The sequence below is a fragment of the Cytobacillus sp. SAFR-174 genome, from assembly GCF_051964675.1.
In the GTDB taxonomy this organism is placed as follows: Bacteria; Bacillota; Bacilli; order Bacillales; family Cytobacillaceae; genus Cytobacillus.
The window spans coordinates 22,598-45,968 of the sequence record NZ_JBQCMZ010000014.1 but is presented as its reverse complement, the minus strand read 5'-3'; the positions used below and the strand labels follow the sequence as shown (position 1 = coordinate 45,968).

General features: G+C 33.9%; 16 protein-coding genes. 8 read left to right on the top strand and 8 right to left on the bottom strand.

Features of this window, described 5'->3' with window-relative positions; all coding sequences use genetic code 11:
• The 6 genes from ACTHRG_RS15010 to ACTHRG_RS14985 form a co-directional block, all read right to left on the bottom strand.
• On the bottom strand, positions 1-1,749 hold the full coding sequence (locus ACTHRG_RS15010; protein WP_440231519.1) for a hydantoinase B/oxoprolinase family protein: 1,749 nt from the start codon (positions 1,747-1,749) through the stop codon (positions 1-3).
• Positions 1,750-3,795, bottom strand: a complete 2,046-nt coding sequence (locus ACTHRG_RS15005) for a hydantoinase/oxoprolinase family protein (RefSeq protein ID WP_440231518.1) — start codon at positions 3,793-3,795, stop codon at positions 1,750-1,752.
• 45 nt (positions 3,796-3,840) lie between these two features.
• Entirely contained in the window at positions 3,841-4,386 is a 546-nt protein-coding gene (locus ACTHRG_RS15000) for a helix-turn-helix domain-containing protein (protein WP_221880411.1), read from the bottom strand.
• Between the two features lie 321 nt (positions 4,387-4,707).
• Positions 4,708-5,031, bottom strand: coding sequence for a nucleoside triphosphate pyrophosphohydrolase (locus ACTHRG_RS14995; protein WP_252218641.1), 324 nt, complete (start codon positions 5,029-5,031; stop codon positions 4,708-4,710).
• 41 nt (positions 5,032-5,072) lie between these two features.
• Complete coding sequence (locus tag ACTHRG_RS14990) at positions 5,073-7,553, bottom strand: DUF2357 domain-containing protein (RefSeq protein WP_440231517.1); 2,481 nt, start codon at positions 7,551-7,553, stop codon at positions 5,073-5,075.
• The gene (locus ACTHRG_RS14985; protein WP_440231516.1) at positions 7,525-9,249 is read right to left on the bottom strand and encodes an MrcB family domain-containing protein; all 1,725 of its coding nucleotides are present in this window, start codon (positions 9,247-9,249) and stop codon (positions 7,525-7,527) included. Before ACTHRG_RS14985 ends, ACTHRG_RS14990 begins: the two co-directional genes overlap by 29 nt.
• Before the next feature lie 232 nt (positions 9,250-9,481).
• Here ACTHRG_RS14985 and ACTHRG_RS14980 point away from each other — a divergent pair, with 232 nt between their 5' ends.
• The gene (locus ACTHRG_RS14980; RefSeq protein WP_252218647.1) at positions 9,482-10,513 is read left to right on the top strand and encodes a nuclease-related domain-containing protein; all 1,032 of its coding nucleotides are present in this window, start codon (positions 9,482-9,484) and stop codon (positions 10,511-10,513) included.
• Between the two features lie 24 nt (positions 10,514-10,537).
• Here ACTHRG_RS14980 and ACTHRG_RS14975 read toward each other — a convergent pair whose 3' ends face one another.
• On the bottom strand, positions 10,538-12,601 hold the full coding sequence (locus ACTHRG_RS14975) for a UvrD-helicase domain-containing protein (RefSeq protein WP_440231515.1): 2,064 nt from the start codon (positions 12,599-12,601) through the stop codon (positions 10,538-10,540).
• Positions 12,588-15,449 (bottom strand): hypothetical protein, encoded by a 2,862-nt coding sequence (locus ACTHRG_RS14970; RefSeq protein ID WP_440231513.1) that lies wholly within the window; start codon positions 15,447-15,449, stop codon positions 12,588-12,590. Before ACTHRG_RS14970 ends, ACTHRG_RS14975 begins: the two co-directional genes overlap by 14 nt.
• Positions 15,450-15,595: 146 nt before the next feature.
• On the opposite strand from ACTHRG_RS14970, the gene ACTHRG_RS14965 reads away from it, so the two are divergent.
• The 7 genes from ACTHRG_RS14965 (at position 15,596) to dndE (ending at position 23,365) form a co-directional block, all read left to right on the top strand.
• Positions 15,596-15,775, top strand: a complete 180-nt coding sequence (locus ACTHRG_RS14965) for a DNA modification system-associated small protein (RefSeq protein ID WP_252218654.1) — start codon at positions 15,596-15,598, stop codon at positions 15,773-15,775.
• A gap of 14 nt (positions 15,776-15,789) precedes the next feature.
• On the top strand, positions 15,790-17,808 hold the full coding sequence (gene dndD / locus ACTHRG_RS14960) for a DNA sulfur modification protein DndD (protein WP_440231511.1): 2,019 nt from the start codon (positions 15,790-15,792) through the stop codon (positions 17,806-17,808).
• Complete coding sequence (locus ACTHRG_RS14955; protein WP_252218660.1) at positions 17,796-18,182, top strand: hypothetical protein; 387 nt, start codon at positions 17,796-17,798, stop codon at positions 18,180-18,182. The genes dndD (ACTHRG_RS14960) and ACTHRG_RS14955 overlap by 13 nt, the downstream gene beginning before the upstream one ends.
• Positions 18,183-18,300: 118 nt before the next feature.
• Positions 18,301-19,398, top strand: coding sequence for a DNA sulfur modification protein DndB (dndB, locus tag ACTHRG_RS14950; protein ID WP_252218663.1), 1,098 nt, complete (start codon positions 18,301-18,303; stop codon positions 19,396-19,398).
• Between the two features lies 1 nt (position 19,399).
• Positions 19,400-20,992: a DNA phosphorothioation system sulfurtransferase DndC gene (dndC, locus tag ACTHRG_RS14945; protein ID WP_252218666.1), complete on the top strand. Its 1,593-nt coding sequence runs from the start codon at positions 19,400-19,402 to the stop codon at positions 20,990-20,992.
• A 19-nt stretch (positions 20,993-21,011) separates the two neighbouring features.
• Positions 21,012-22,997, top strand: coding sequence for a DNA sulfur modification protein DndD (dndD, locus tag ACTHRG_RS14940; protein WP_252218669.1), 1,986 nt, complete (start codon positions 21,012-21,014; stop codon positions 22,995-22,997).
• Positions 22,994-23,365 carry a DNA sulfur modification protein DndE gene (gene dndE / locus ACTHRG_RS14935; protein WP_252218672.1) on the top strand — a complete coding sequence of 124 codons (372 nt, stop codon included), beginning with the start codon at positions 22,994-22,996 and terminating at the stop codon, positions 23,363-23,365. Before dndD (ACTHRG_RS14940) ends, dndE begins: the two co-directional genes overlap by 4 nt.
• Positions 23,366-23,371: the final 6 nt, after the last annotated feature.

Below are 23,371 nucleotides of genomic sequence, written 5' to 3'. Positions count from 1 at the left end.
TTATTTCCCCCTCCGCTGACGATCTTCGGTTAAACCTTCAACTTCATATGTTTTCTCATTTACTATGACCCCAAAGCTTTCATTTGCCTGTGCAGCAGTGATATAGCCATTTTTCACATCCTGGGCTACTTGATCTGCAGGGCGTTTAAACGGGTCTCCATAGCCGCCGCCTGTAGCAGTTACCAGTTTAACGACATCTCCTTTATTCAGCGGATACCTAGGATAAATTCCAAATGGACCATCTACATCCCCGTCGGCTTTTTCAATATATACCTCATTCGCTGAACCGTCTTGGCCATCCTTCATTCCCCAAGGAACAAACTTATTCCGTCCAAATGTTACGGACACCATTTGGTTATCACTTAATGCTTTATAGGAACGAATGACACCAGAACCGCCTATATATTCCCCTGCTCCCGCACCATCTGTATGAAGGCTGTACTCGTCAACCATTACACCATACCTGGTTTCTGCAACTTCCACCGGGACATTATAGGTTTCTCCATCACCAATACAGAATTGTCCTCTGGCGCCATCCTGACCTTCAGAAGCACCCCAGCCTCCAACAGATGGTTCAACAATTAAGAAAGGTTCATTTGTATCCTGATGCTGCCCTGATAAGACAACTGAACAAACAGATAATAAATGTCCCGCATTAAGCCTATGAGGAACAACCGGAGCAAGAGCTTTCCATATCAGATCTGCTCCTGCTAGCATACTCTCCCAATAGATTGAAACAGGCGCAGGACGTTCGGCTGAAAGAACAGACCCCTTATCCGTAATAACTTCTAATGGGCGGAAAACTCCATCATTGGCATCCTGCGAAGGATTCGTAATCGCAAGGAAAATCGTTCGTACGGCAGAGACCAGTGCTGTATAAGAACAGTTAACAGGTCCTGGAACCTGAGGATGACTGCCTCTAAAATCTGCAACGAATTTATCATCTGTTATCGTTACTTTAACTTTTATCTTGAAAGGGCCATTTCCAAAACCATCATCATCAATAAACCCTTCTGCGTTAAAAGTACCTTTTGGCAGTTTACTTAGTTCCTGACGTGCAAGCTGTTCACCATGATCAAGAAGATAATCCACTGAAGATAAAAATAATTCTTTTCCATGCTTTTCACATAATTCCTTGACTCGTTTTTCACCTGTTTTCAGTGCTGCAACCTGTGCCCACATGTCTCCTAAAGATAATTCAGGAAAACGCACATTGGCTTCTATGATATCGACTATCGCTTGATTTATTTCACCTTCATTGAAAAGTTTTACACTCGGAAATTGTAAGCCTTCCTGAAAAATATCTGTAGCATCGTTACTGAAGGAACCTGGATCTTTTCCGCCCACTTCTGTCCAATGTGCTTTATTGGCCGAAAAAGCAACAATTTCTCCATCAAAGAATATTGGCATGACCAATCCAACATCCGAAAGGTGTGAACCGCCACCACCGTATGAGTCGTTAATGATAATGATATCGCCCTCTTTTAACTTTCCGTCCCCAAACTTTTTGAGTGTTTGTTTAACCATGTCAGAAAGCATCCCGATAAATCCGGTTACACCATTTCCTTGTGTCAAAAGCTGCCCCTTTGCATCAGTCAGGCCGCTGGCGTAATCCAATACTTCGTAAATAATCGGGCTCATTGAGGTTTTAGCAAGGGCAATAAACATCTCATCTCCAATAGCAACCAGTGAGTCTTTCACAATCTCAAGTGTAAATGGATCTACTTTACTCCGAACAATCTGTGTCATTTATTCCACCCCTGTTTCAATGATTAAATTCCCATACTCATCTACAGTTAAGGATTGATCAGGATAGATAACTGTAGAAGCAGACGGTTCCTCTACAATGGCAGGTCCAGAAATTTTCATGCCTTTACCAAATAAACTGCGGTAGTAAACCTTCGTTTCAACCCATCCGGTGTGCTCGAAATATACTGGACGAGTTTCTTTGTAAGCCTCTTGCGCATCTCTGCTTGTAGAGGTTAATCTTTTTAGTTCAGGCTTTAATACCTTCCCGAATGCTGTTAGGTGCAGGTTGACAATCTCTGTCGGAGTCCCTTCAAGCTTAAAGGTGTAATGCTGTTCGTGCAGATCTCCAAAGCGTTCAACTACTTCTGAAATGATTTCTTCAGACCATTCCCCATTCGGAACAGGAACCTTTACAGTATGTTCTTGACCTATATAGCGGATATCCGCAAATCTTGTAAATAACACATCTTCTTCTGAAACTCCCTCTTCTTGATATTGCTTTAGTGCTTGAGTTTCGATTGAATTCCACTCTTTATTTAGTTCAATAGGATCTAATTGATTTAATCTTCTAATGTATGTCTGGATATAATCATGCCTTAAGTCAGTCATGAGCATCCCCCATGCTGAAAATACGGAGGAAGCAACTGGAACAATAACCTTCTTAACACCAAGCTCTTTAGCCAATGCAGGTGCATGCATCGATCCTCCACCGCCAAAAGCCACCAGCGAGAATTCACGGGGATTATGCCCCTTTCGAACTGAAATAAGCTTTAAGGCATTCAGCATATTGGAGTTTGCAATTCGAATAATGCCTAATGCAGCATCCTCAACAGACATGCCAAAATGATCGGCAACCTTCTCTTGAATGGCAGCCTTCACTTTATCCAAATCTACTTCATAATCGAAGTTTTCTGGTGAAAGTCTTCCCGTAATCAGGTTAGCGTCAGTGGTTGTTGGCTCCGTACCACCTTGACCATAGGCAACCGGTCCAGGCAAAGCACCTGCAGATTGAGGACCAACCTTTAAAGAACCCGCTCCATCTATCCATGCAATAGAACCGCCGCCATTTCCAATCTCAACGATATCAACAACCGGCACTTTTATTGGATAGCCAGCGCTGCGTTCATTTTTCTCGATAAAATAATCAGTAGAAACCTTGACCTCTCCCTGATTAATCAGTGAGCACTTTGCTGTAGTCCCGCCGATATCAAAGGCAATAATATTCTTTTCATCCAGGATTTCACCAAGTACAGCTGCACCATAAATCCCCGCAACAGGTCCGGACTCTACCATATTAATAGGCGTTTGCTTTGCACTATTGAAGGTAGTTGTACCGCCATTTGACTGCATAATGTAATTTTGGCTGTCAGTCTCGTTTTCTATTAATTTATTATGTAATCGGTTCACATAGGATGCAGCGATTGGCTTTACATAGGAATTAAGAACCGTCGTACTAGTTCGCTCATATTCCCGCCATTCTTTTGTTACCTCATGTGATGCCGTGACAGCGACTTCTGGCCACAGCTCTTTTACCATATTCACGGTCTCAATTTCATGAACTGGATTTACATAGGAATGCAAATAGGCAACAGCTATCGCTTCTACTTCTTGTTCCTTGAAATAGTGAATAATCTCTTTTAATTGTTCCTTATTTAACGAAGACAGCACTTCTCCCTTATAGTTTAAGCGCTCTTCTACTTCCTGGCGTAAGTACCGCTCAACAAATGGAACCGGCTTTTGATACCTGACATTAAATAAATCCGGACGATTTCCACGCGCAATTTCTAGTACATCCCTGAAGCCTTTAGTTGTAATTAGACCTGTCTTTACACCTTTTCGTTCAGTAAGGGCATTAATAATAACAGTGGTGCCATGAATAAAGGTCTGGATAGCTGTTTGATCTATCCCGCTTTTCTCAATAACATCGATAACCCCTTTTTCAAAATTAGGAGGTGTGGTATGGCTTTTGGCAACCCCAATCTCACCTTCTTCATTGACATAAACCAGGTCAGTAAAAGTTCCGCCAATATCAGTAGCTACACGCATGATACTCCACCTTTCTGTATTTATAGATTTATTTATAAAGGCCAATTAAAATATAACTGGCGTTAAAACACAAAGTAATTTTGATTCTTCGCTTATCGGATTTTCAACTGTATGCGGGTAGGTAGATGGGAAATGAATGGAATCACCTTCTCGGATAACGTACTCCTTTCCATCTACTTGAAAAATAACAAGGCCCTTTAAGACGTAATAATATTCCTCGCCTGCGTGGCCAAATTGCTGTGTCTGTTTTTGGTTGGGTGCTAATGTAACCAAAAGCGGCTCCAGGCTTCTGCCTGGAAAATCACCATTCACTCGCACATAAGTAAATTCCGACCCCTTGATATTAAATGGCTTATGCTCGCTGGACTTCACCATAAAATTCTGATTCGGTTTCTCGTCTTCGAAAAACTCAGAAATTTTAACATTCAGTGCATCCGCTATTTTTTTCAATGAAGTAATAGCCAGGGAAGTTGTTCCTCTCTCGACTTGAGAAAGAAAGCTTATTGATAAATCAGTACGTTCACTTAATTCTTTTAAGGTATAGCCATTCTGAAGTCTTAAATCTTTAATTTTCTTGTAAATTTCATCCATAATGAACTCCTTTGAAGCAAAACTGTAAAATTATTGTATTAGTGTAAATTAATTTAAGTATTACTGTAATTAAGAGTATAATAGCATATAAATTTTTGAATTGAAAGAAAATTTTTAATAGACCAACAAAAATTTCAGATACATACTTTATGATTCAAAAAAAAAAAAGCGTCAGTCCCATTTGAATAGGCCTGACGCTAATAACTTTGCTTTCTAATACAGTCTCTTACAGCAAATTCCTCTTCCCTTAAAACTGCTCATCCATGTTATTGGGCTAAATTTTGAGCATTTACATTCTGCCGATCGGGCTGCTGTCCGGGTTTAATCTTCGACCTCAATTAAAAATATTTTCTCCTTAAACCCGCCGCGCCCTTCAGCCTTCTGTTTCCTCAATTCATCCACCTTCTCAATTGATTCTCCATGAGCCTCAGCAAGTGCATGGATTATTTCAAGCAAATCAGCTAATTCCACAAGCGCTTCTCCATCATTTTCCGCATTAGTGTACTCTTCCAGTTCCTCGAAACTCTTTTTCTTAAGTTCTTTTATAAATTCAGTCTGGTGAAGAACTCTTGTTGTATATTTCTTCCCTGACCTTTCAATAATTTCTGGAATCCGATCACGAACTAGTTTGTTGTAAGTAGGCATTTATAACCCTCACCTTTATATAAATGGCAGCATAAATATTATCATTGTGCACGATCTAGCATCTCAATCAAATCTTTAAAAACAGCAGACAAATTTCTTTGTAATGAATCAAAGGGTACAGTTTTTTGTTCACCTTCACCTATCAAATAAACTTCTCTGTTGTCTTTATTAATTTTTATCAAAACATTTTTTATCCTATATTCCTCAACCTTAGTAGCCACATCAAGATTAGCTGAGTCAAGTTCAATAGATATTCTGTCTGAGACCCTTCTAAGCATTCTCCATAGTGTTTTTTCTTCCTTCGATTTCATAAACAATTCAGGAAGCTCGATGGACTCCTTCAGATTGTTCAATGTGGTATGCATATATTCAGCAATGCCATATCCAACAGGTTTAATGATTGGATTGCAATTGATCCAATGCTCCACTTCGAAATCCATGTATTCATCATTTCCTGATTTCACAGGTCTAATATCTTTAACCCTGCCATAACAAATGACCCCATTATGTTCTAATACACCATTCTTCACATAAAGAGCTACATGCTTGGTCTCTTGCCATCCAGCTTTTAATTTTCCAACCAGAATCCCGTAGCGGCCCGTCTGTTTACAGCTAATATATTCATCACGATCTCTAACAAGTCCGACAAGAACTTTCTCGTCAAGACTAGAGTTCCAATCTTCAAGTGTACCCCTAGGTAAAATCCCTTCCTGCTGGATTTCCTCAGGGCTTTTTTCAATAAGCCTCTCCACAAATCTCTCGACAAGATCCGTTGCATTAGGGAGAAATGGCAGCCCTCCGATATTGACTTTATCGATGCTTTTATAGAAATGATGATCCTGATAAAGCTCTTCATTGAACCATGGAAAAAGCACATACGCTCCAAAAGCGGTTCTTTCATATGGCCCATTGTTATATGCAACAATAGAATCCCGATAACGGTGCATGGTGTTAATGTCGTCCTCAAGTGGTCCGGGTTGTTTATATCGGTTTTGATAATAGCTTCCTTCCTGGGCATAGTCAATCCGATACTTGGCATCAAATACATAATTATAGGTAAAGCCTTTCCCCTTTTTAGAGATACTGAGCATGGTATCCGGTTTTTGAGGAATGGTTGGCAAACTACTCTCATACTTTTGGTAGGTTAGAATAATGTCTTCTTTGGTATATGGGTGTTTGTACTTTCTTGTGGCAGATCGATTGGTCTGAAGATTTACAAACAGTCCTTCACGGTTTACCTGGATAATGTCCTGGCTCACAAGCTGATACTTTTTATCAAGGATCTGGCCCAGCTTCAAGAATGTCCAATATTCATAAAGTGTAGCAACATCTTTCACAGACATTTGATAAAGCTTTCCTTGAAGCATTAATCCTTTGGACACGGTCAGATAGATTTGGAAAGCATCCCGATAGCCTGGTGCCATCTGCAGAACTAAACTAAGAATAGAGCGATCCAGCTTTTTTATTCCCTTCCAAAATGGACTTTTCAGCTTACCCTCTAACTTCTCTATCATTTCATTCAATTTGTCTAATAGATCAGCATCCGGTTCTGTTTCCCACCTCGAGCTTCTATTAATCAAAGTATCCAACAAATCATAAAGCTTATGTTTTACCCGTTGCATCATCCATTTCACATATCGATTTTCTAATGTATCAAAGGTAAGCTCCTTTTTAACACGAAGACCTTCGGTTGGCATAAGTGTTTTGTTATTGATATGGATGCCATTTGAAACCTTTATAAATAGATGAGGTCTTTTTTGCAAGTAGCTCCTGCTTCTAGTGTCCAGCTTATTTAATTGGTCTCCCCTAACCTTTTCATACGTTTTCTGAAGAAGGTGATGAGGCTGCCGTTCAATACGGTTAATCGCCTGCAGAAATTGATCAAAATGCTTGCTAATTAACCGGTAAAATTCACTTCTGGATGGCTTGCCGTCGAGCTTCACTCTGGCTCCTAAATAGGTTTTCCGGATAAAATGAAAGGCTAGATTATAAATTTCATCATTAACTTCTTCTAAAAGCTTTTTATAATCATTTTTGTAGTCAAGCTTTGCCGGAAAGATTTCCAATGTTACTTCTAACAGCTTTTTACTGCCGTCTCTAATTTCAAAGGTCGTTAATCCCACTTCATTCTGGAATTGTAAGTTTCCCATTAACATATAAGTGTTTGGGATTTCCACTTTAGATATTGATTGCCTTAAACCAGGATGCTCATGATAAAAGGATAAGTCTCTGCTTGTTTTAGGTATGACAATAACCTGATAAACTCCATTTTCGAAAAAGATAGACCTTAATTGAGTAGATTCCTGCAGCAGCTGTGTTTCAATATCATAGATTAATACCTGATTTACCAAATCCCCATGAACAGAAAACTGCATGACATCGTGCCTATCCATTGCACGATACTGTTTTAACCCTTCATATCTCTCATGATACGGTTTTCCTTTCACCACAAGAGAGAAATCATATGTTTCAATCTTAACCAATTCAACTTCGTTACGAGATCCAGAAGGATGTAAAGCCATCTGCTTGTAACCTCCTAAGCATCTCAATCACTTTTCTAGCACTCTTAGGATATATAGCACTTTGTTCATCGAAATGAGATTCCTCATCCCCCTGATACTCAGTATTTGTAAATAGTAGATATAACTCCCTTAGCAGTTGATCAATTCTGGAATCACTTCCAGACAGACGCGGCAGGATCTTCTGGAGGATGCAATGATCAAATGCTTCCTCAAAGGTCATTAGATCACCATCTTTGTTATAGGCAAGATAGAAACAAATCTCATCCCTAACCCGGTACCCAATATGTGCATTAATAAGTTGAAGACTCTTATTAATCCTTACCAGCTCACTTGTAGCCTTTTCAACAATCTCTGTATCTACCTTGTACAGATCCTTTAAGTGCAGATATTTTGAGGCAAGCTGACTCTGACCTATTTCTAATGGATCTATGTCCTCAAGATCCTGGAGAAAAGTTAAATTATCCAACTCAACCTGATTGAACTCAATCGTATTGGCACGATCTAACACTTTTTTACTAAAAGGGTGGGTCGTTTCGTCCATATTAACGGTTCCAATAACATAAAGATTATTAGGAAGTGTGACCTCTTCTTTTGCAACTTCCTCCGATATTAAAGTGGAAGAAACAACCTTTCCATCCGCCCACCTTCTACTCTCCATAACACTGAGAATATCACTGAAGTAATATTCCACTCGTGCTAAATTCATCTCATTTAAAAGAACAAAGTAAGGCAGCTCTGAATGCTTTTCTGCTGCTCTAATAGCTTTTGTTAAAGGTCCTTCTTTAAAATCCCCTTTAATATCTACATACCCTAATAGATCTGATCCATCACTCCAGTCAGGACGGACAGGGATCAATGTAAACTGTCCATGTTTCTCTGTAGCCCCTAAACTCTCTGCAAACCATTGAACCATTTTGGTTTTTCCTGTTCCAGAGATACCTGATAGGATCACAAAGGGTTTGGTTTTTAGAGATAGGAATAAATTAATGACTTCTTCTTTTGGGTAGTAAAAGCCTTTGCTTTTAATGTAAGAGAAAATATGATTAATTAAATCCATAGAAGGTAAATAGGTATTTAGGTTTTCTTTTACCATTTGTTTCTCACCTTGGAGCTGCTCATTATCGTATCCTGTCCCCTCATTCATGGAGATATAATTCTCATATATATGTATCATTTCTTGTAAATCATTTACGATGACAGTTTCTTCAGGCATTTGGTCGGCGGCATAATGAATGTAAGCTGCAGTTGATAATGCATAATCCCTTGCCTTTTTGCTTTCTCCCAAGCTAATTTTGTCGTCTATCTTTACCTTGCTAGATGACGGAATAGATTCTCTAATCTTTGCTTTTATTCTTAACATTTCTTCCTTCGAAGTTTCTGTAACACCCTGAGCTAAAGTAAGATATACACTTTGCATATCCTCACTGAACAGATAAACAATATAATAGCCGCGTTGAGTAGAAACAGTAATTTTGCGATTCATGATGGCTATCCAGGGAACAGAAGCCCAGTTACCTTGGCCTACTGATCCTGACACTATGTAGTCAGTGGTATTTATAAAGGGGAGATTGTTAATTTCTTCTGTAACCTTATTTCTAACAAAGGGTCCAAGTTGATGCCCTCCAAAAGGTTCTCTTTTAGCGGTTATGTATTGATTCATTATTCTATTTAGATTATCTTTTAAATTACTAGGCATTTTTTACTCCTTTATGTTAATAGAATTTTTATTATATATGAATTCTTATTTGAAATCGGTATAGTGATACTTTATATATTTCAAAGAATTTCTATATGGATGAATTTTGAGTAATTATGCATAAGTAGTAAAATAAGGAACAAAAGTAAAAATCACTAATCATTAATATTTTGATATATGTGTTATTATTTTAGTGAAATAAACATTTAAACATTGTTAAGGAAGTGAAGAAATGTCAACAACATATCCACGTACCTTCACTCCTCAAACAGAAGGAGAAAAAGTACTTTTTAACAAATTACTAGAACTAAGTGACGATTGGCATGTTTTTTATGAGCCAATTATAGAAGGTAATAAGCCCGACTTTATAATTTTTCATCCTAATTTAGGTATTACCATTATAGAAGTAAAAGATTATACACAAAACTCACTTATCAGCGTTGATCCCAAAACCTGGAGAGTTAATATTGGCGGGGTTACTAAATCTTTAACCTCTCCAATTGAACAAGTTATCCAATATAGAAATAAATTGATCAAGAGGCTTGGTCAATCTGACTCACTATTAACCCAAGTGACCCAATATCAAGGAAAATTAAAAGTTCCTGTTTCAGTAATCTGCTGTTTTCCATATATTAAAAAGGAACAAGCTTGTTTTAATGTTATCTCAAGTATAATTCCCCATGATATGTTAATAGTAAAAGAAGACTTATCAAATGCAAATCTTCTTTTGCAAAAGATATCTATGAGTTTTCATAGGCTCTTTAGTCCAGATGAACTTACTCAGGAAGAAGAACGAATTATAATACAATCTATTTTTCCTTCGGCTTCGTTTAAAGATATACACCCTAGGGATAGTGATATTAATGAGATTATCCAAGAAATAAAATATTTGAAGTTTAATAATTATGTTGAGGAACTTTTCTTTATTGTTGATAAAATATCCCATATTTATAACACAGAGGTAAACGAAGTTCAAAAGATTATCATCTTTTATAATGAATTGAGATCAACTGAACCTAACTCCCTTGCCTATGTTAATCTATTAAAAGAGCTTTTAAGTAGTAGAAATATTAGTGCTAACACCATTAAACTTACTACGTACAGTCAGATAAATCACCAGTGGAGAGATTGTAAGTATAATTTCTTAATTGATTTTAATAAAATAGCATTGTTGAAATTAATTGAAAATAATCCAGGTAGCATTCTTAACTTACTAAATTCGAATAACACACATATAACAACAAGTTACCACATCCCCAAATAAACAAGAAAAAAAGGATTAGGCCTCCTAATCCTTTTTTAACCAATTTTGAAAACAAATTTTATCTTTTTTTAACTTATTTTTTCCACACATAATTATTTTTCTTTTTGCTCGTGTTAGAGCTACATATAAAACCCTTAACTCCTCAGAATAAACATTGTATTGGATAGAATCTATGGTCTCATCATATGAAGATGATTTTATAATTGAATTATTATCATAGTATTTTCTATAATAATATTCTAAAGAATAAGATTGTGGGTTAATGATTATTTCTGGATTTAACGAAGATTCACTAATACTTTGATCAAGGTTTGGTAGGATCACAATAGGAAACTCTAAACCTTTAGATTTGTGGATGGTCATTAATTTTACAGCACTCTGATTTTCATTTAAAGTATCAGCCAACGGTTCGTCAACTTTAGCAGAAATCATCATTGCAAACCAGTTAATAAATTGATAAAGTGAGAGCTTTTCATTCTTTATTAACCTTCTAGAGATTTCCTTTAGTTTATTTAAGTTAGATTTTATTTGGCTGGAACACCTACTAAAAACACCAGTTCTCTGAATGATAAAATCAATAATCTGTGAAGGTGTAATATTATATATTAATTGATTCTTATCGATGATATCGAATAATGCATTAAAATTTCTATCGTTATTCTGAAAGAATATTGTATTAATTGCTTCCTGTGTTGCACTTTGATTACCTGGGTTGAGTAACCCATTTAATACTTTATACATATCTACTATTTCTTTTTGATTATAAAAGTTACCACTATCGAGAATTTTAAACGGTATACCTTTCTTATTTAATTCTTCGGCTATAACCTCAAGTTCATAGTTTTTTCTAGTTAAAATTGTAAAGTTCTCTGCAGTTTCTTCTTTATTTTCAATTTTGTTCTTAATAAAATCAGCAATTAATTGGGGTTGCTTTGAATTTACATCCTCTAACAACCACTCATAGGCATTCTGAAGTTCTATTACTTCTCGGTTTTCTTTTGCTTTTAAGGGGTCACGCTTAAAATGATACTTATTATTATCCTCGATCCGGTTAAAGACATCATTTACAAAATGAACCACTTCCGGTGTTGACCTCCAGTTGATGGAGAGATTTAAAATTGAACCATTATGAGCGATCCATTGTTCAATTCTTGAGTATGCATTTGTATCTGCACCGCGGAATTCATAAATAGATTGCTTAATATCACCTACTACAAAAAGGTTTGGTGAATTGTCACTATCATCACAGATAATTTTAAATATTTCTGATTGGTAATTGGATGTGTCTTGAAACTCATCTATAAATATATACTTAAAGCGGCCTCTTATATCATTTGCTATATCAGACCTCTCCCTTAATATCTTTGAAGTATATTCTAATAGGTCTTCTACATCAAGTCTATCGTATTTATACTTACGATGAATCAAAGAAACAGAACTTAATATTTCATAGAGTTCCAATTTAAGATTCTTTTTAGATGATTCCATTTCTAAGAGAGCACTTCTTTTTGTAGAATTTATAACCCTATCAATATCGAAACCTTTTGTTCTGATTTGACTGTAAATTACCTTAATCATATTTTTAAGATTATAAACTGGCATTATTTTTAAGTGCTCTATTTTTTTCTTGTTTTTTGATTTTTCTATTATCCAATTTTCAATTGTTTCATCAATAGCGTCATTAAGATAATCTGCTTTAACATTAAAAGCAGGGGAATATATTATTTCTTTAGAAACATAAGGTCCTATCATTTCCAATACATTTTTACAAAACATATGGATAGTTGAAATTTGAGCTAAATTAAGGGATTCTAGTTCGTATCTAAACCTAATTTTTTTTGTAGGATCATTTTCCATTTTCCATTTTCTATAAAAAGCTTTTTTCAACCTCCCTTGGAGCTCTTCAGTAGCTTTATTAGTAAAAGTTATTATAGCCATGTCTTTTATCGAGACATTTGGATTTTCTTCTAAAATTCTAATTATTCTTTTTGTCAAAACCTCTGTCTTTCCAGTACCTGCTCCTGCTTTAACTAGGATCTTACGTTGATTAGAGTTTATTACATTTTTTTGTTCATCAGTCAGCTGCATTAAATTGAATCTCCTTTTCCATACAAATATGCTTAAATGAGCAATAAATGCAATGACCACCTGGATTCTTTTCAAAACTGTTATTGTTAATTTTTTCAGCGTACAAAGCTAATTTTTGATTTGTTTGGTTACTTCCATAACAAAACCCTCTTAATAATTCATAATATAGCTCTTTTACACGTTTATGGTTATTAAGCTCTTCTTGATCGAGTGTGTTTATACTAAAAGACTGGAGATCCTTTAAATTTGAAATAGAATAGTAATGGGTCACTGTTGGGTACTTTACTTTTAATTCTCTTTCGCCTACAAAATTATATCCATTTAGCTTCTTTACAACTTTTTGGCCACCTATAGAAAGTTCTGCAGCATTATGCTCTGTATTATTTAGAACCTTTTTAATTAATTCTTCTAAATGAAAACCTGCTCGTATTTTTATGTCTTCCCAGTACCTTTGTCCAAGAGGAAAGAAACCATATAACTCCATTTTCGATTCATCAAGGATATTTTCGATTTCAAGTAAAACTACTTTCTTATTCTCTTTACTTATCCGAGGGAATTTATCAACTAGATTTATAACACCTCTTTCATACAAACACGCAGAAGCATAATTTTGAATATGAAACACACTTTGAAAAGCCCTCTGGTTGGGAAATTGTTTTTCATAAAAAAATCTTTTAGGACAATATTCGTACACAGCAATATCTTCAATTGATAGTTCAATACCTTCTTTAATACTTTGTCCAATTATATTTTCATTCGTATAATCGGAGTACTCAAAAGGCCTTGAGGAGGGGTTTAAAAGTAGGTTCGATTCTTTTAATACATCCTCTATACTTTTTTCAGATTGAATATCTTCTTCAATGTTAAAAACCTTAGCAATATCATGCAAATAGTGAGATACTGATTGATTAAGACCATTATCCCTTTTTGAATAGGATATTGTTAATTTCTTTGAAACTGAATTTAAGACTGTAAATAAATGATATAAAGACCTGTCAAGATAGAAATTAAATAGCTCACTAGAGTTGTTAATCTGTTTATTATCATTACTTTTTATTAAAATACTCTCAACTTCCATGCTCATTGGCCATTTATAATGAATTTTTTCAGGATACATATTTTGAGTAAATCTAGTTAAAAAAATCATATCGTACTCTTGGAACTCTACATTATTAGGACCAGTAACAGTAATTTTAACTTGATTACTTGGATATTCCTCTTCTTGGAAGTTGTCATCCTTAAAAATAGACTGTATTTTGGAACCAAACTCTTCCCCATTTATATTCAATTTGTCATCTAATTCTACTATATCTTTAATTTCATTAATTCTATCGACAATATCTTCATTTGGTTTATATAAATGTTCTTCTTCACTTAATGTTGTAAGTAGATTACTTAAATGTTTCTGAAAAGGAACAATTGCATTATTAACAACTTTTCTAGAAATGTTTTCAATTAATGAAATGAATAATTGAAACTGATCTAGCTGATTTTCTGAAATGTAATATAAAGGATGATTTCTAAAATCCTCATTAATAACTCTTCTTGCTTCTTTTAACATGGATAGTTGATTGTACCACTCATTAAATGTTCTTGAATCTTCAAAAAAAGCTTGAAGTTGTTCTAAAAGGGATAATACTTCTTGACTCTCCTTATATATATTTTGATAAAGTAATTCGGAGACTAAGCTTTTATCAATAAAATGATCCGCCTGAACTAATGTATTTATTCTATCGTCCGTCTTTATTTGGAAAAGCAGATAGATGAATTTACCATAAGGTAGATGAACTAATGCTCGAGGGGGCAAATCACATTTTAGATCATACAATTCTGCAAGTTCTCTTACGAAAGGTCTCATTTCCATTGGATTTGGTGTAATTATTGCCACCTTATGAGGTTTTACAATATCTCTTTTGATAAAAGTTGATATTCTTTGAACAATGGAAGTAAATTCTTCTTCCAATGTTTCAAATTCTATGATTTCAAAAGAGGGATCATCAACAATTATTGTTTCGTTAGTAAATAAATTTCGAGCCAGCTTTTGAACTACATTATGGTCTTGTTTTACAAAATTAATCGATTTCCAATCATTGATATCAACATATTGAGAATAAGTTTTTTTTATAACTTTAAAGGCGGGACTATCTTTTTTCTCTAAGTCAATTGGTACGAAAAATTTTATTTCACTGCCAATGTCATTTAGTGTTTTTATTAATTTATGCAATCCTGGTTGTACAGGTAAAAAAGCTCCATCAATATACACTTTATCAAATTTCTTTAAATCATAAACTTTTATGGCTTTGCACCATGCTAAGCCATAATCTAAATAATTGTTTTCCTTCAGATGCTTAACATAATCTTCAAATATACTTAATAAAATTCCCCATGAATTATTACTTGAATAAGACTTTAATTCTTTAAGCGGAGTTCCACTAATTAATAAATTTTGGAAGAAATCATATAATTTAGGAATTAAAACCAACCAGACATGATTATTAGTTACAGGGTTCGCTTTTAAAACCCTTTCTAAAATTATTGTTGTTTCTCTTCTACTTAATAAAGTACTTTTTATTTCACTATTAGAATTAACCATTTCTTCGAAGAACCTATTTATTTCGAATAGAAAAATACCATTTTTTCTTAATAATGAGTTTATCTCTTTATCTTTAAGTCTGTGGAAAACTGGCATATCAATATTTTTCGATTTAAGCAGTTTTCTATAAAAGTTAGCCCTTCTTTGGTACAAAATCATAGTAGGTACAAGGTGTAAGGTTTTATCATTTATAGATGTGTTTTTATTTAAATATAGTTCAATATCATTTGTATTAGGAGAACCCAAAATTTCCAACTTACTTCCTCCTATTAAGTTTTTTTTCAATTTGTAATATAATTCAATTATACTATAAAATTTCTTTGAATTTATTTACATTTTACATGTAAATTAGTACAGTCTAACAGACTGAAGAAGAAAATCCAAAGTGAGGATTGAATAGCATGCATAAAGAGGAAGAAAAGCTAATCGAGGAAATATGTAAAAAGTATGATTTAGAAAAGGAGTATTTTGAAAAGTTATTTAAACTGGAAAAAGATTATGCCAATAAAAATATGGGAAGAAGAGTTGGCATATTTAAAGATATTAAAGAAATGTTAGCGTTCTGGTCTGGCAGCTATTAAGGAGTGTAAAATATATGATTTTTGAATACATTAAATTTAACAATTATCGGCCTTACTATGGTAAACAAACATTAAGTTTCAAAAACAAAAACAAGTCTCCCAATACAGTTTATAAAAATAATGTGGTACTAATAGGTGGATTAAATGGTCATGGTAAAACGTCTCTAATAAATTCAATTTATCTTGCCCTTTTTGGGCATCGAAAATTTAAAAATCAAAAAGAATATCAGGAATATATTAGTAAATCTGTTAACCAAAGGCACATTCAAGAAGGTGGTAACGAAGGTTCAATCGAATTAGGTTTTAGTGATGAAACTGGAACGTATGCTATTGAAGTTACATTTGTTAATAATCATTATGAAGAATTCAGAAAAATATATCAGTTAGATAATAACTTTAATAAAAGTAGAGAAATTCAACTCTCTAATGAAGAATTTTATGATTTTATAGATGCTCGCATCCCCTTAGATGTTGCACAATTCTTTATATTTGATGCTGAAAAAATCAGAGATCTTGTGGGTGACCAAGAAACAGAAGAAACAATAAAGGCAATTCAAAAAGTAGTTTCACTCGAGCTATATAATCAATTATTAAAAGATATTGATAAGGTTTATAATGACTTCACAAAAGAAATAAAATTAAATGTTAATGATAAAGAAATCGATAAACTATTTTCAAATTTAGAATCTATAACTGACAAGATAGAATCCTTAGAACAAGAATCACAAACAATCGCCGAACAACTTGAAAAATTAGGAAATCAAGAGCAAACAAAACAACGAGAAAGAAGAATTATTATAGGTAGTACAAGTCTTACCAAACAAAATTTAAGTAAAGCAATTGGCGAAAACACTCAGAAACTTAACCAAATTGAGTTAGGGTTAAAAAGTGCTAAATCTAACCAGTTACAAATGCTAATTCTCCAACCGTATATTAAAAAGTTAAAAGAAAGAATTAAGAAGGAAAGAAATTTCTTAGATGCAAAGATTAGAGAAAATGCCAAATTTGCTCCTTATGAAGATTTTATTAATGAACTTTTAAATATACCTACTTCACCTCAGTTGAATGAAGATCAAATTAAACAATTAAAAAGATACGGTAAAGCGATCTGGGGGAAAATTAATAAGATACAAAGTGCAGTTGTAAATGAAAAATTAGATATTCTGCATGACCTCTCACTCGGGGATTATCAAAAGTTGATTTATTATCCTGAGACAAAATCTAGTAACTTGAAAGAACAAATAAGTGAAAAACAAAAAATAGAAGCGTTATTAAGAAATTATCAAGAGAAATTTAAAGTTGCACCAGAAGAAGTTAATACTTCAGTATTAGATAAAGAGATTGCTGAATTAAACCAACAGTTAGGAGAGCTTAGAGGAAATAAAAGAAATATATTTAACAGTTTAAATAAACTTAGAAATGAGAAATTCCAGCTTAATAATACAATTAAGTCAAAACAAAGAGACCTTGAAAAACTTGGTCCTCTCGAAGCGAAATTGGATCTACTTGAACGTTTAAGAAATGGAACTAAAGAATTCATTGATAGTGTTACAATCTTAAAAGCAAAACAGCTAAAGAATGAAATAGAAAAAATCATCCAACAATTATTTAGAAAAAATGAATTCCAAAGGGTTGAATTTCACCCTGAAAAATTCACTTTAACAATCTACAACCAACTAGGTAATCCAATTGACTTAATGTCTAGGTCAGAAGGTGAAAAACAACTAATTGCCCTTGCTATGATTTGGGCTTTAACGAAAGTTTCCGGTGCGAATTTTCCGTTTGTTATAGACACTCCACTTGCTAGACTTGACAGTATTCATAGGTCTAACCTAGTAAACCATTATTTCACAAAACTAAGTGATCAAGTAATTATACTTTCAACTGATACTGAAATCACTCAAGATTTTTATCATGAACTTTTACCTTTTATTGAAAGAGAGTATGTTTTAGAATTTGATGAAGATACCAAGTGTACTAATATTGTTGAAGGCTATTTCTTCAGTAAGGAGGTTTCAACATGGCAGGTGTAAAACTTTCAAAAAAAGGGTTATTATATCTTGAGAATATTATGACTGAACTAGAAATTGAATTAAAAGATAGACCAGATGCTATACGAATTGCTTTTGCAAAAGGCATTGCTTCTGATTCTTTACCATCAGATGAGAAGCAAGAGGTATCGAAATTTGAGTTCCCTATCTCTGTCGTTGCTAAAGGTGATGAAGTTCTACTTTTTAAGCATCTAATTATCGAAAAATATCAAGAAAAAATAAAAGATGAAGAACTAGATAAATACATTCTCTTATTTGTAGAACATGGTCTTTTAACGATGTATAACGAAATTAATAAATTAACTAATATGGACAATTATTTATTTTACCTACTAGAAAAACATGCAATAAAATAACTACAAGCTTGTAATGTTAAGAAGACATTACAAGCTTTTTATTTTATCCATTACTTGTGCCATTTAACTAAAAGTTTTATAATTTTATTTATTACGTACGTAATAAGGAGGAATGAAAATGGACGCGACATTCAGTTATAATTTCCCTGCTATCAGAGGTATTCAGGCTGGCAAAGAATATTTTGTTGCTATGTGCCCTTTAAGAATTATTCCAAAAATATTTCTGTTCGACGAAGAAGAAATTCCACCAGAACATCGGTCACAAAGAATCCTAAATAAATCTCGTATTCCTGAAATGACAAGCTACATAGTTGAAAACCAAAAAGATTATGTTTTTTCATCAATAACAGCTTCTATTGATGGTGACATCAAATTTATCCCTTTTAATAGCGAATCTGCTTTAAATGATCTTGGTCAATTAAGGATTGCTTTGGATGCAAGGTTTTTAATAAATGATGGACAGCACCGAAGAGCAGCAATTGAAGAAGCTTTAAAAATCACTCCAGAGTTGGGAAATGAAACAATTTCAGTTGTCTTCTACCATGATGAAGGACTACGAAAGTCACAACAAATTTTTTCTGACCTTAATAGACATGCAGTAAATACAACTTCTTCTATTGGGATTCTTTATGACCATCGTGATCGTCTTGCTCTAATTACTAAGGATTTGATTACTTCAATTCCTTTACTTAATAGATATACAGACAAAGAGAGAGTTTCTTTATCTAAAAACTCTCCTAAAATAATGGCATTAAATCACATTTTTAATACAAATCTAAAGTTATTAGGAAAGTCCAAGGGAGATGAAATTACCCAAACTGAAGAACAATTTCTTAAGCAATTTTGGTTAGTTTTAACCGATTCTATTGTAGAATGGAACTTGGTCTTTCAAAAGGAATTAACTCCAAGAGATCTAAGAGCCAATTACATTGTCGGACATGGAGTATTTATCGAAGCAATGGGACTTGTTGGCAATTATCTTATTAAATACAACGAAACCGACTGGAAAAAGTATATAAAGAAGCTTAAGAAAATTGATTGGAATAGAAGCAACACTGCAGAATGGTTAGGTAGAGCATATAACCAAAACGGCAGAATACAGAAAACAAATTATACAATTCAATTAACCTCCAATAAAATTAAACAATTAATAGGCCTTCCTTTAACAAAGGCAGAACAAGAATTAGAAGATAAATTCTTTCAAGGAGTAGTTTAATATGACAAATGGCATTATCAGTAATTTACTATCAAAAAGTATGCCTTATGTGGAAGAAGCTAAAGAGCATATAAAAAAAGCATATAAAGAAGATAACCGTCCCTGGGTAGTAGGTTATAGCGGTGGGAAAGATTCAACAGTTGTAGTTCAACTAGTGTTTGAATCACTTTCAGAGATGGACAAAGAAGAATTGCATAAAAAAGTTTATGTAATCTCATCAGATACGTTAGTAGAAACTCCATTAATTATTAATTCAATTAATCAAACTCTAAGAAGGATCCAAGACGAGGCACTTAAAAGAGATTTGCCAATTGAAACTCATAAAGTAAAGCCAGTTATCAAACAATCATTTTGGGTTAACATTATCGGAAAAGGATACCCATCTCCCAATCAGCAATTCAGATGGTGTACAGATCGATTAAAGATTGATCCTGCTAACCAGTTCATAATGGACAAAGTCTCATCCTTTGGAGAAGTAATTATGGTATTAGGGGTGCGTGAAGACGAAAGTGCCACCCGCGGAAATGTAATCCGATCTCATACTGTAGAAGGTAAAACATTTATGAGACACTCTACTCTTTCAAATGCATATGTTTACGCTCCAATAAGAAGCTATACACTAGATGATGTTTGGGACTACTTATTAAACCACCCTTCTCCCTGGGGAGACGACAATCATGAGTTACACAGACTTTACCAGGATTCAAATAGCGGTGAATGTCCACTTGTTGTTGATAAATCAGTAAAAGAAAGTGCTGGATCGTGTGGAAACAGCCGTTTTGGCTGCTGGGTTTGTACAGTTGTTAATGAAGATAAGGCACTAAGTGGCTTTATTCAGAGTGGCCACGATTGGATGAGACCTTTACTTGATTTTCGAAATTGGCTATCGAGTATTAGAGATGATCGAGAAAAAAGAATGAAATATAGAATGAACGGACAAATCTATTATAAAGAAGTTAGGATTGAAGATATTGATGGCGTCCCTCATGTCATGATACCTAAAAAGTCTGGAAGACCTAAGCAGCAAATTCCATTAGATCAATACACTATTATGGAAAAAGAAAAGCTTAAAAGTTATATAGAGGCTAATAATGTTGATCTTAGTGCTCCAGAAGATCAAATGATTTTGGTTACCTATGAGGAAGAAATGCTAGATGGAGATAAAGTCCTCAAATATGCTCAATTAGGTTTAGGACCTTATACAATGGAAGCACGAAAAGAAATTTTAGTAAGACTCCTTAAAGTTCAAAAAGACTTAAAGCACCCAGAAGATCCTTATTACGAATTAATTAGTGTAGATGAACTTAAAGCAATAAGAAAGATATGGTTTAAAAATGGAGAATGGGAAGACCCCATCCCAACAATTTATGAGGAAATTATGGACCAAGTGATTGATTGGGAAATAGATGACCGTCCCCTCTTTGATAATGAACAAATATCCGATCTTGAACTACTGGCTGATCAATTTAAAGTAGATATTAAGGTCCTCAAGAGACTTATATCAATAGAAAAAGAATTCTCTGGATATAAAGTAAGAAGAGGGCTTATAAACGAAATCGGAAAGGCTCTTAAACAAGATTATTTACACTTATAGAAGAAATTGAGGTTTTACAATGATTATAAATCAGATTCAGCTAACCAATATTGGAGCTTATAGAGGAACTAATTCCTTTGATTTCAGTCCGGAAAACGAAAAGAATGTTGTGCTCATTGGCGGTGAAAATGGCGCTGGTAAAACTACTTTACTTAACGCTATTAAATTGGGGTTATTCGGTTCATATGGATATGGATTTAAAACAGAAAGCGCAGAGTATTATAAAAGAGTTCAAAGTATTTTAAATCATAATGCAAAAAAAATTGGAGAAAATAACTTTAGAATTAAATTAGATTTTTCGCTTATTGATGATTTTGAAAAAGTTGATTATGTGCTTTATCGTTATTGGAAATTCACGAACAAAAGCTTAAAAGAAACTTTTGATCTTGTTGCTAATGGCAAACATTTTACTGATTACGAAAAGGAACTTTTCCAGTCAAAACTAAAAGAAATTATGCCACCCCAGTTATTGGATTTATGTCTCTTTGACGGTGAAGAGATTGCAAGAATAGTTAATGAAGACCTCCTGTCTGACTACTTAAAAAATCTCTCACGGGTTGTGTTCAATCTTGACTTATTTGAAACATTAGAGGAAGACCTTGAATACTATTCTAACCAATCTTTAGACGGCAAAAAAATGGAATCATTGGAACAGGAACTTTTTGAGTTAAATAGTCGTGAAAAAGACTTGAGAGGAAAAATTGCTACTTCCCTATCTAATTTAGAAGACTTAAAATCACAAAAGTCAGTACTATTAGATGAATATAATCGAGATAAGCATGATTTCGAAAAATTTGGCGGATTAGTTAAAAGTGAACGAGAAAAGATCATAAAAGATATGAACCAAATCGACATAACACGTAAACAGAATTTGGAATCTATAAGAGGTTTTGTCTCAAACCTTCTCCCCTTCTATTTAACCAAAGGACTTCTAAATGAAAGTAGAGAACAAATTCAGAATGAGGAAGCTTTACAGCTTTTTAAACAACTTGGTGAGAAGCTAACAGATGAAAAAATCCATAATATATTACATTCCGTCAGCGAATCTATAAATAGTTCAGAGAGCAAGAATGTTAAAGAACAATTATTGGATTTAATGAAGCCTGAAAAGTCCATCTCAACTATCCATGGAGCATCTTTTTCAGAAAGCAGTTTAATTGAAAATATGCACTTAAAGATCATGAGTGATGCAGACAAAGAGTGTATTAGGATTATTGAAGAAAACAAAACGAAACTACTTGAATTACAAGAGCTAAGAGAAAAATTAAGAACAAATGATGATACTAATGAGTTTGCTGATATGCTCCAAAGAATGGAAAAAGCTCAACAAAACTTGTTAAATTTAGAAGATGAATTATTAAAGACCGAAGCTCAAATTCATGATTGGAAAAATGCACTGGAGGGAATCCTTTCAGGTATTGATAAAATCCAGAATACATTGCGTGATGATGATAAGACAAAGAGTTCTTTCCTTGAGTCACAGAAGATTATTGCTTTAAGCCGTCGATTCCGTGAAATCCAATTGAAGAAAAAACTTCAGCAAGTTCAAATCGAAGCATCCATTATGCTAAAAAAAATATTTAGAAAGCACAATTATGTCTCTTCTATTATCATAGATTCTGAAACTTATGACGTTAAATTAGTCGATTCACAAAAGGATTATATTGAGAAGACCACCTTATCAGCAGGTGAAAAAGAAATTCTGCTTATATCAATCATCTGGGCGATATTTAAATGTTCGGGCCGAAAAGTTCCTTTTATCTTTGATACATTACTTGGTCGTTTAGATAAAACACATAAAGCTGCCGTTTTGAAAGAGTTCATTCCAAACTGTGGGAAACAAGCTATTATTCTTTCAACTGACACAGAAATTGATCAAGAACATTATAATATTTTGAGGCAGCATATTGCTAAGGAATATATGCTGGACTTTAATGTTGAAAAGAAAGAAACTCGTATATTGAATCAGTATTTTCCTTTTAAACAAATGGAGTTGAGCATATGAATTTCCGATTGAAGACATCAAAACAAACGGGTGAACGGTTAGTTGCCCTTCAAGGTGCTACTGGTCTAACTTGGAACATTTTATCTCGTATTGCAGTTTCATTATCCTTAAATAATCCTTCTATGCCTGAACTTGTTGAGAATAAATCAGGAGTAGATATACATCGTAATGCAATGACCGGAGAAAATGATTATATTTATAAGGCATTAATTAGACAACACGCTAAGCGAAATATTTCTGACGAAGAATTTTTCCCTGACCTTTTTAATGCCCATTTGGAAAGAGGAATTGAGCTACTTAATAATGAGTACAAACATGCAGGAAACTATGAGAAACTTCTTTTAAACCTTTTGAAAATGGAAAATTAGGTGATA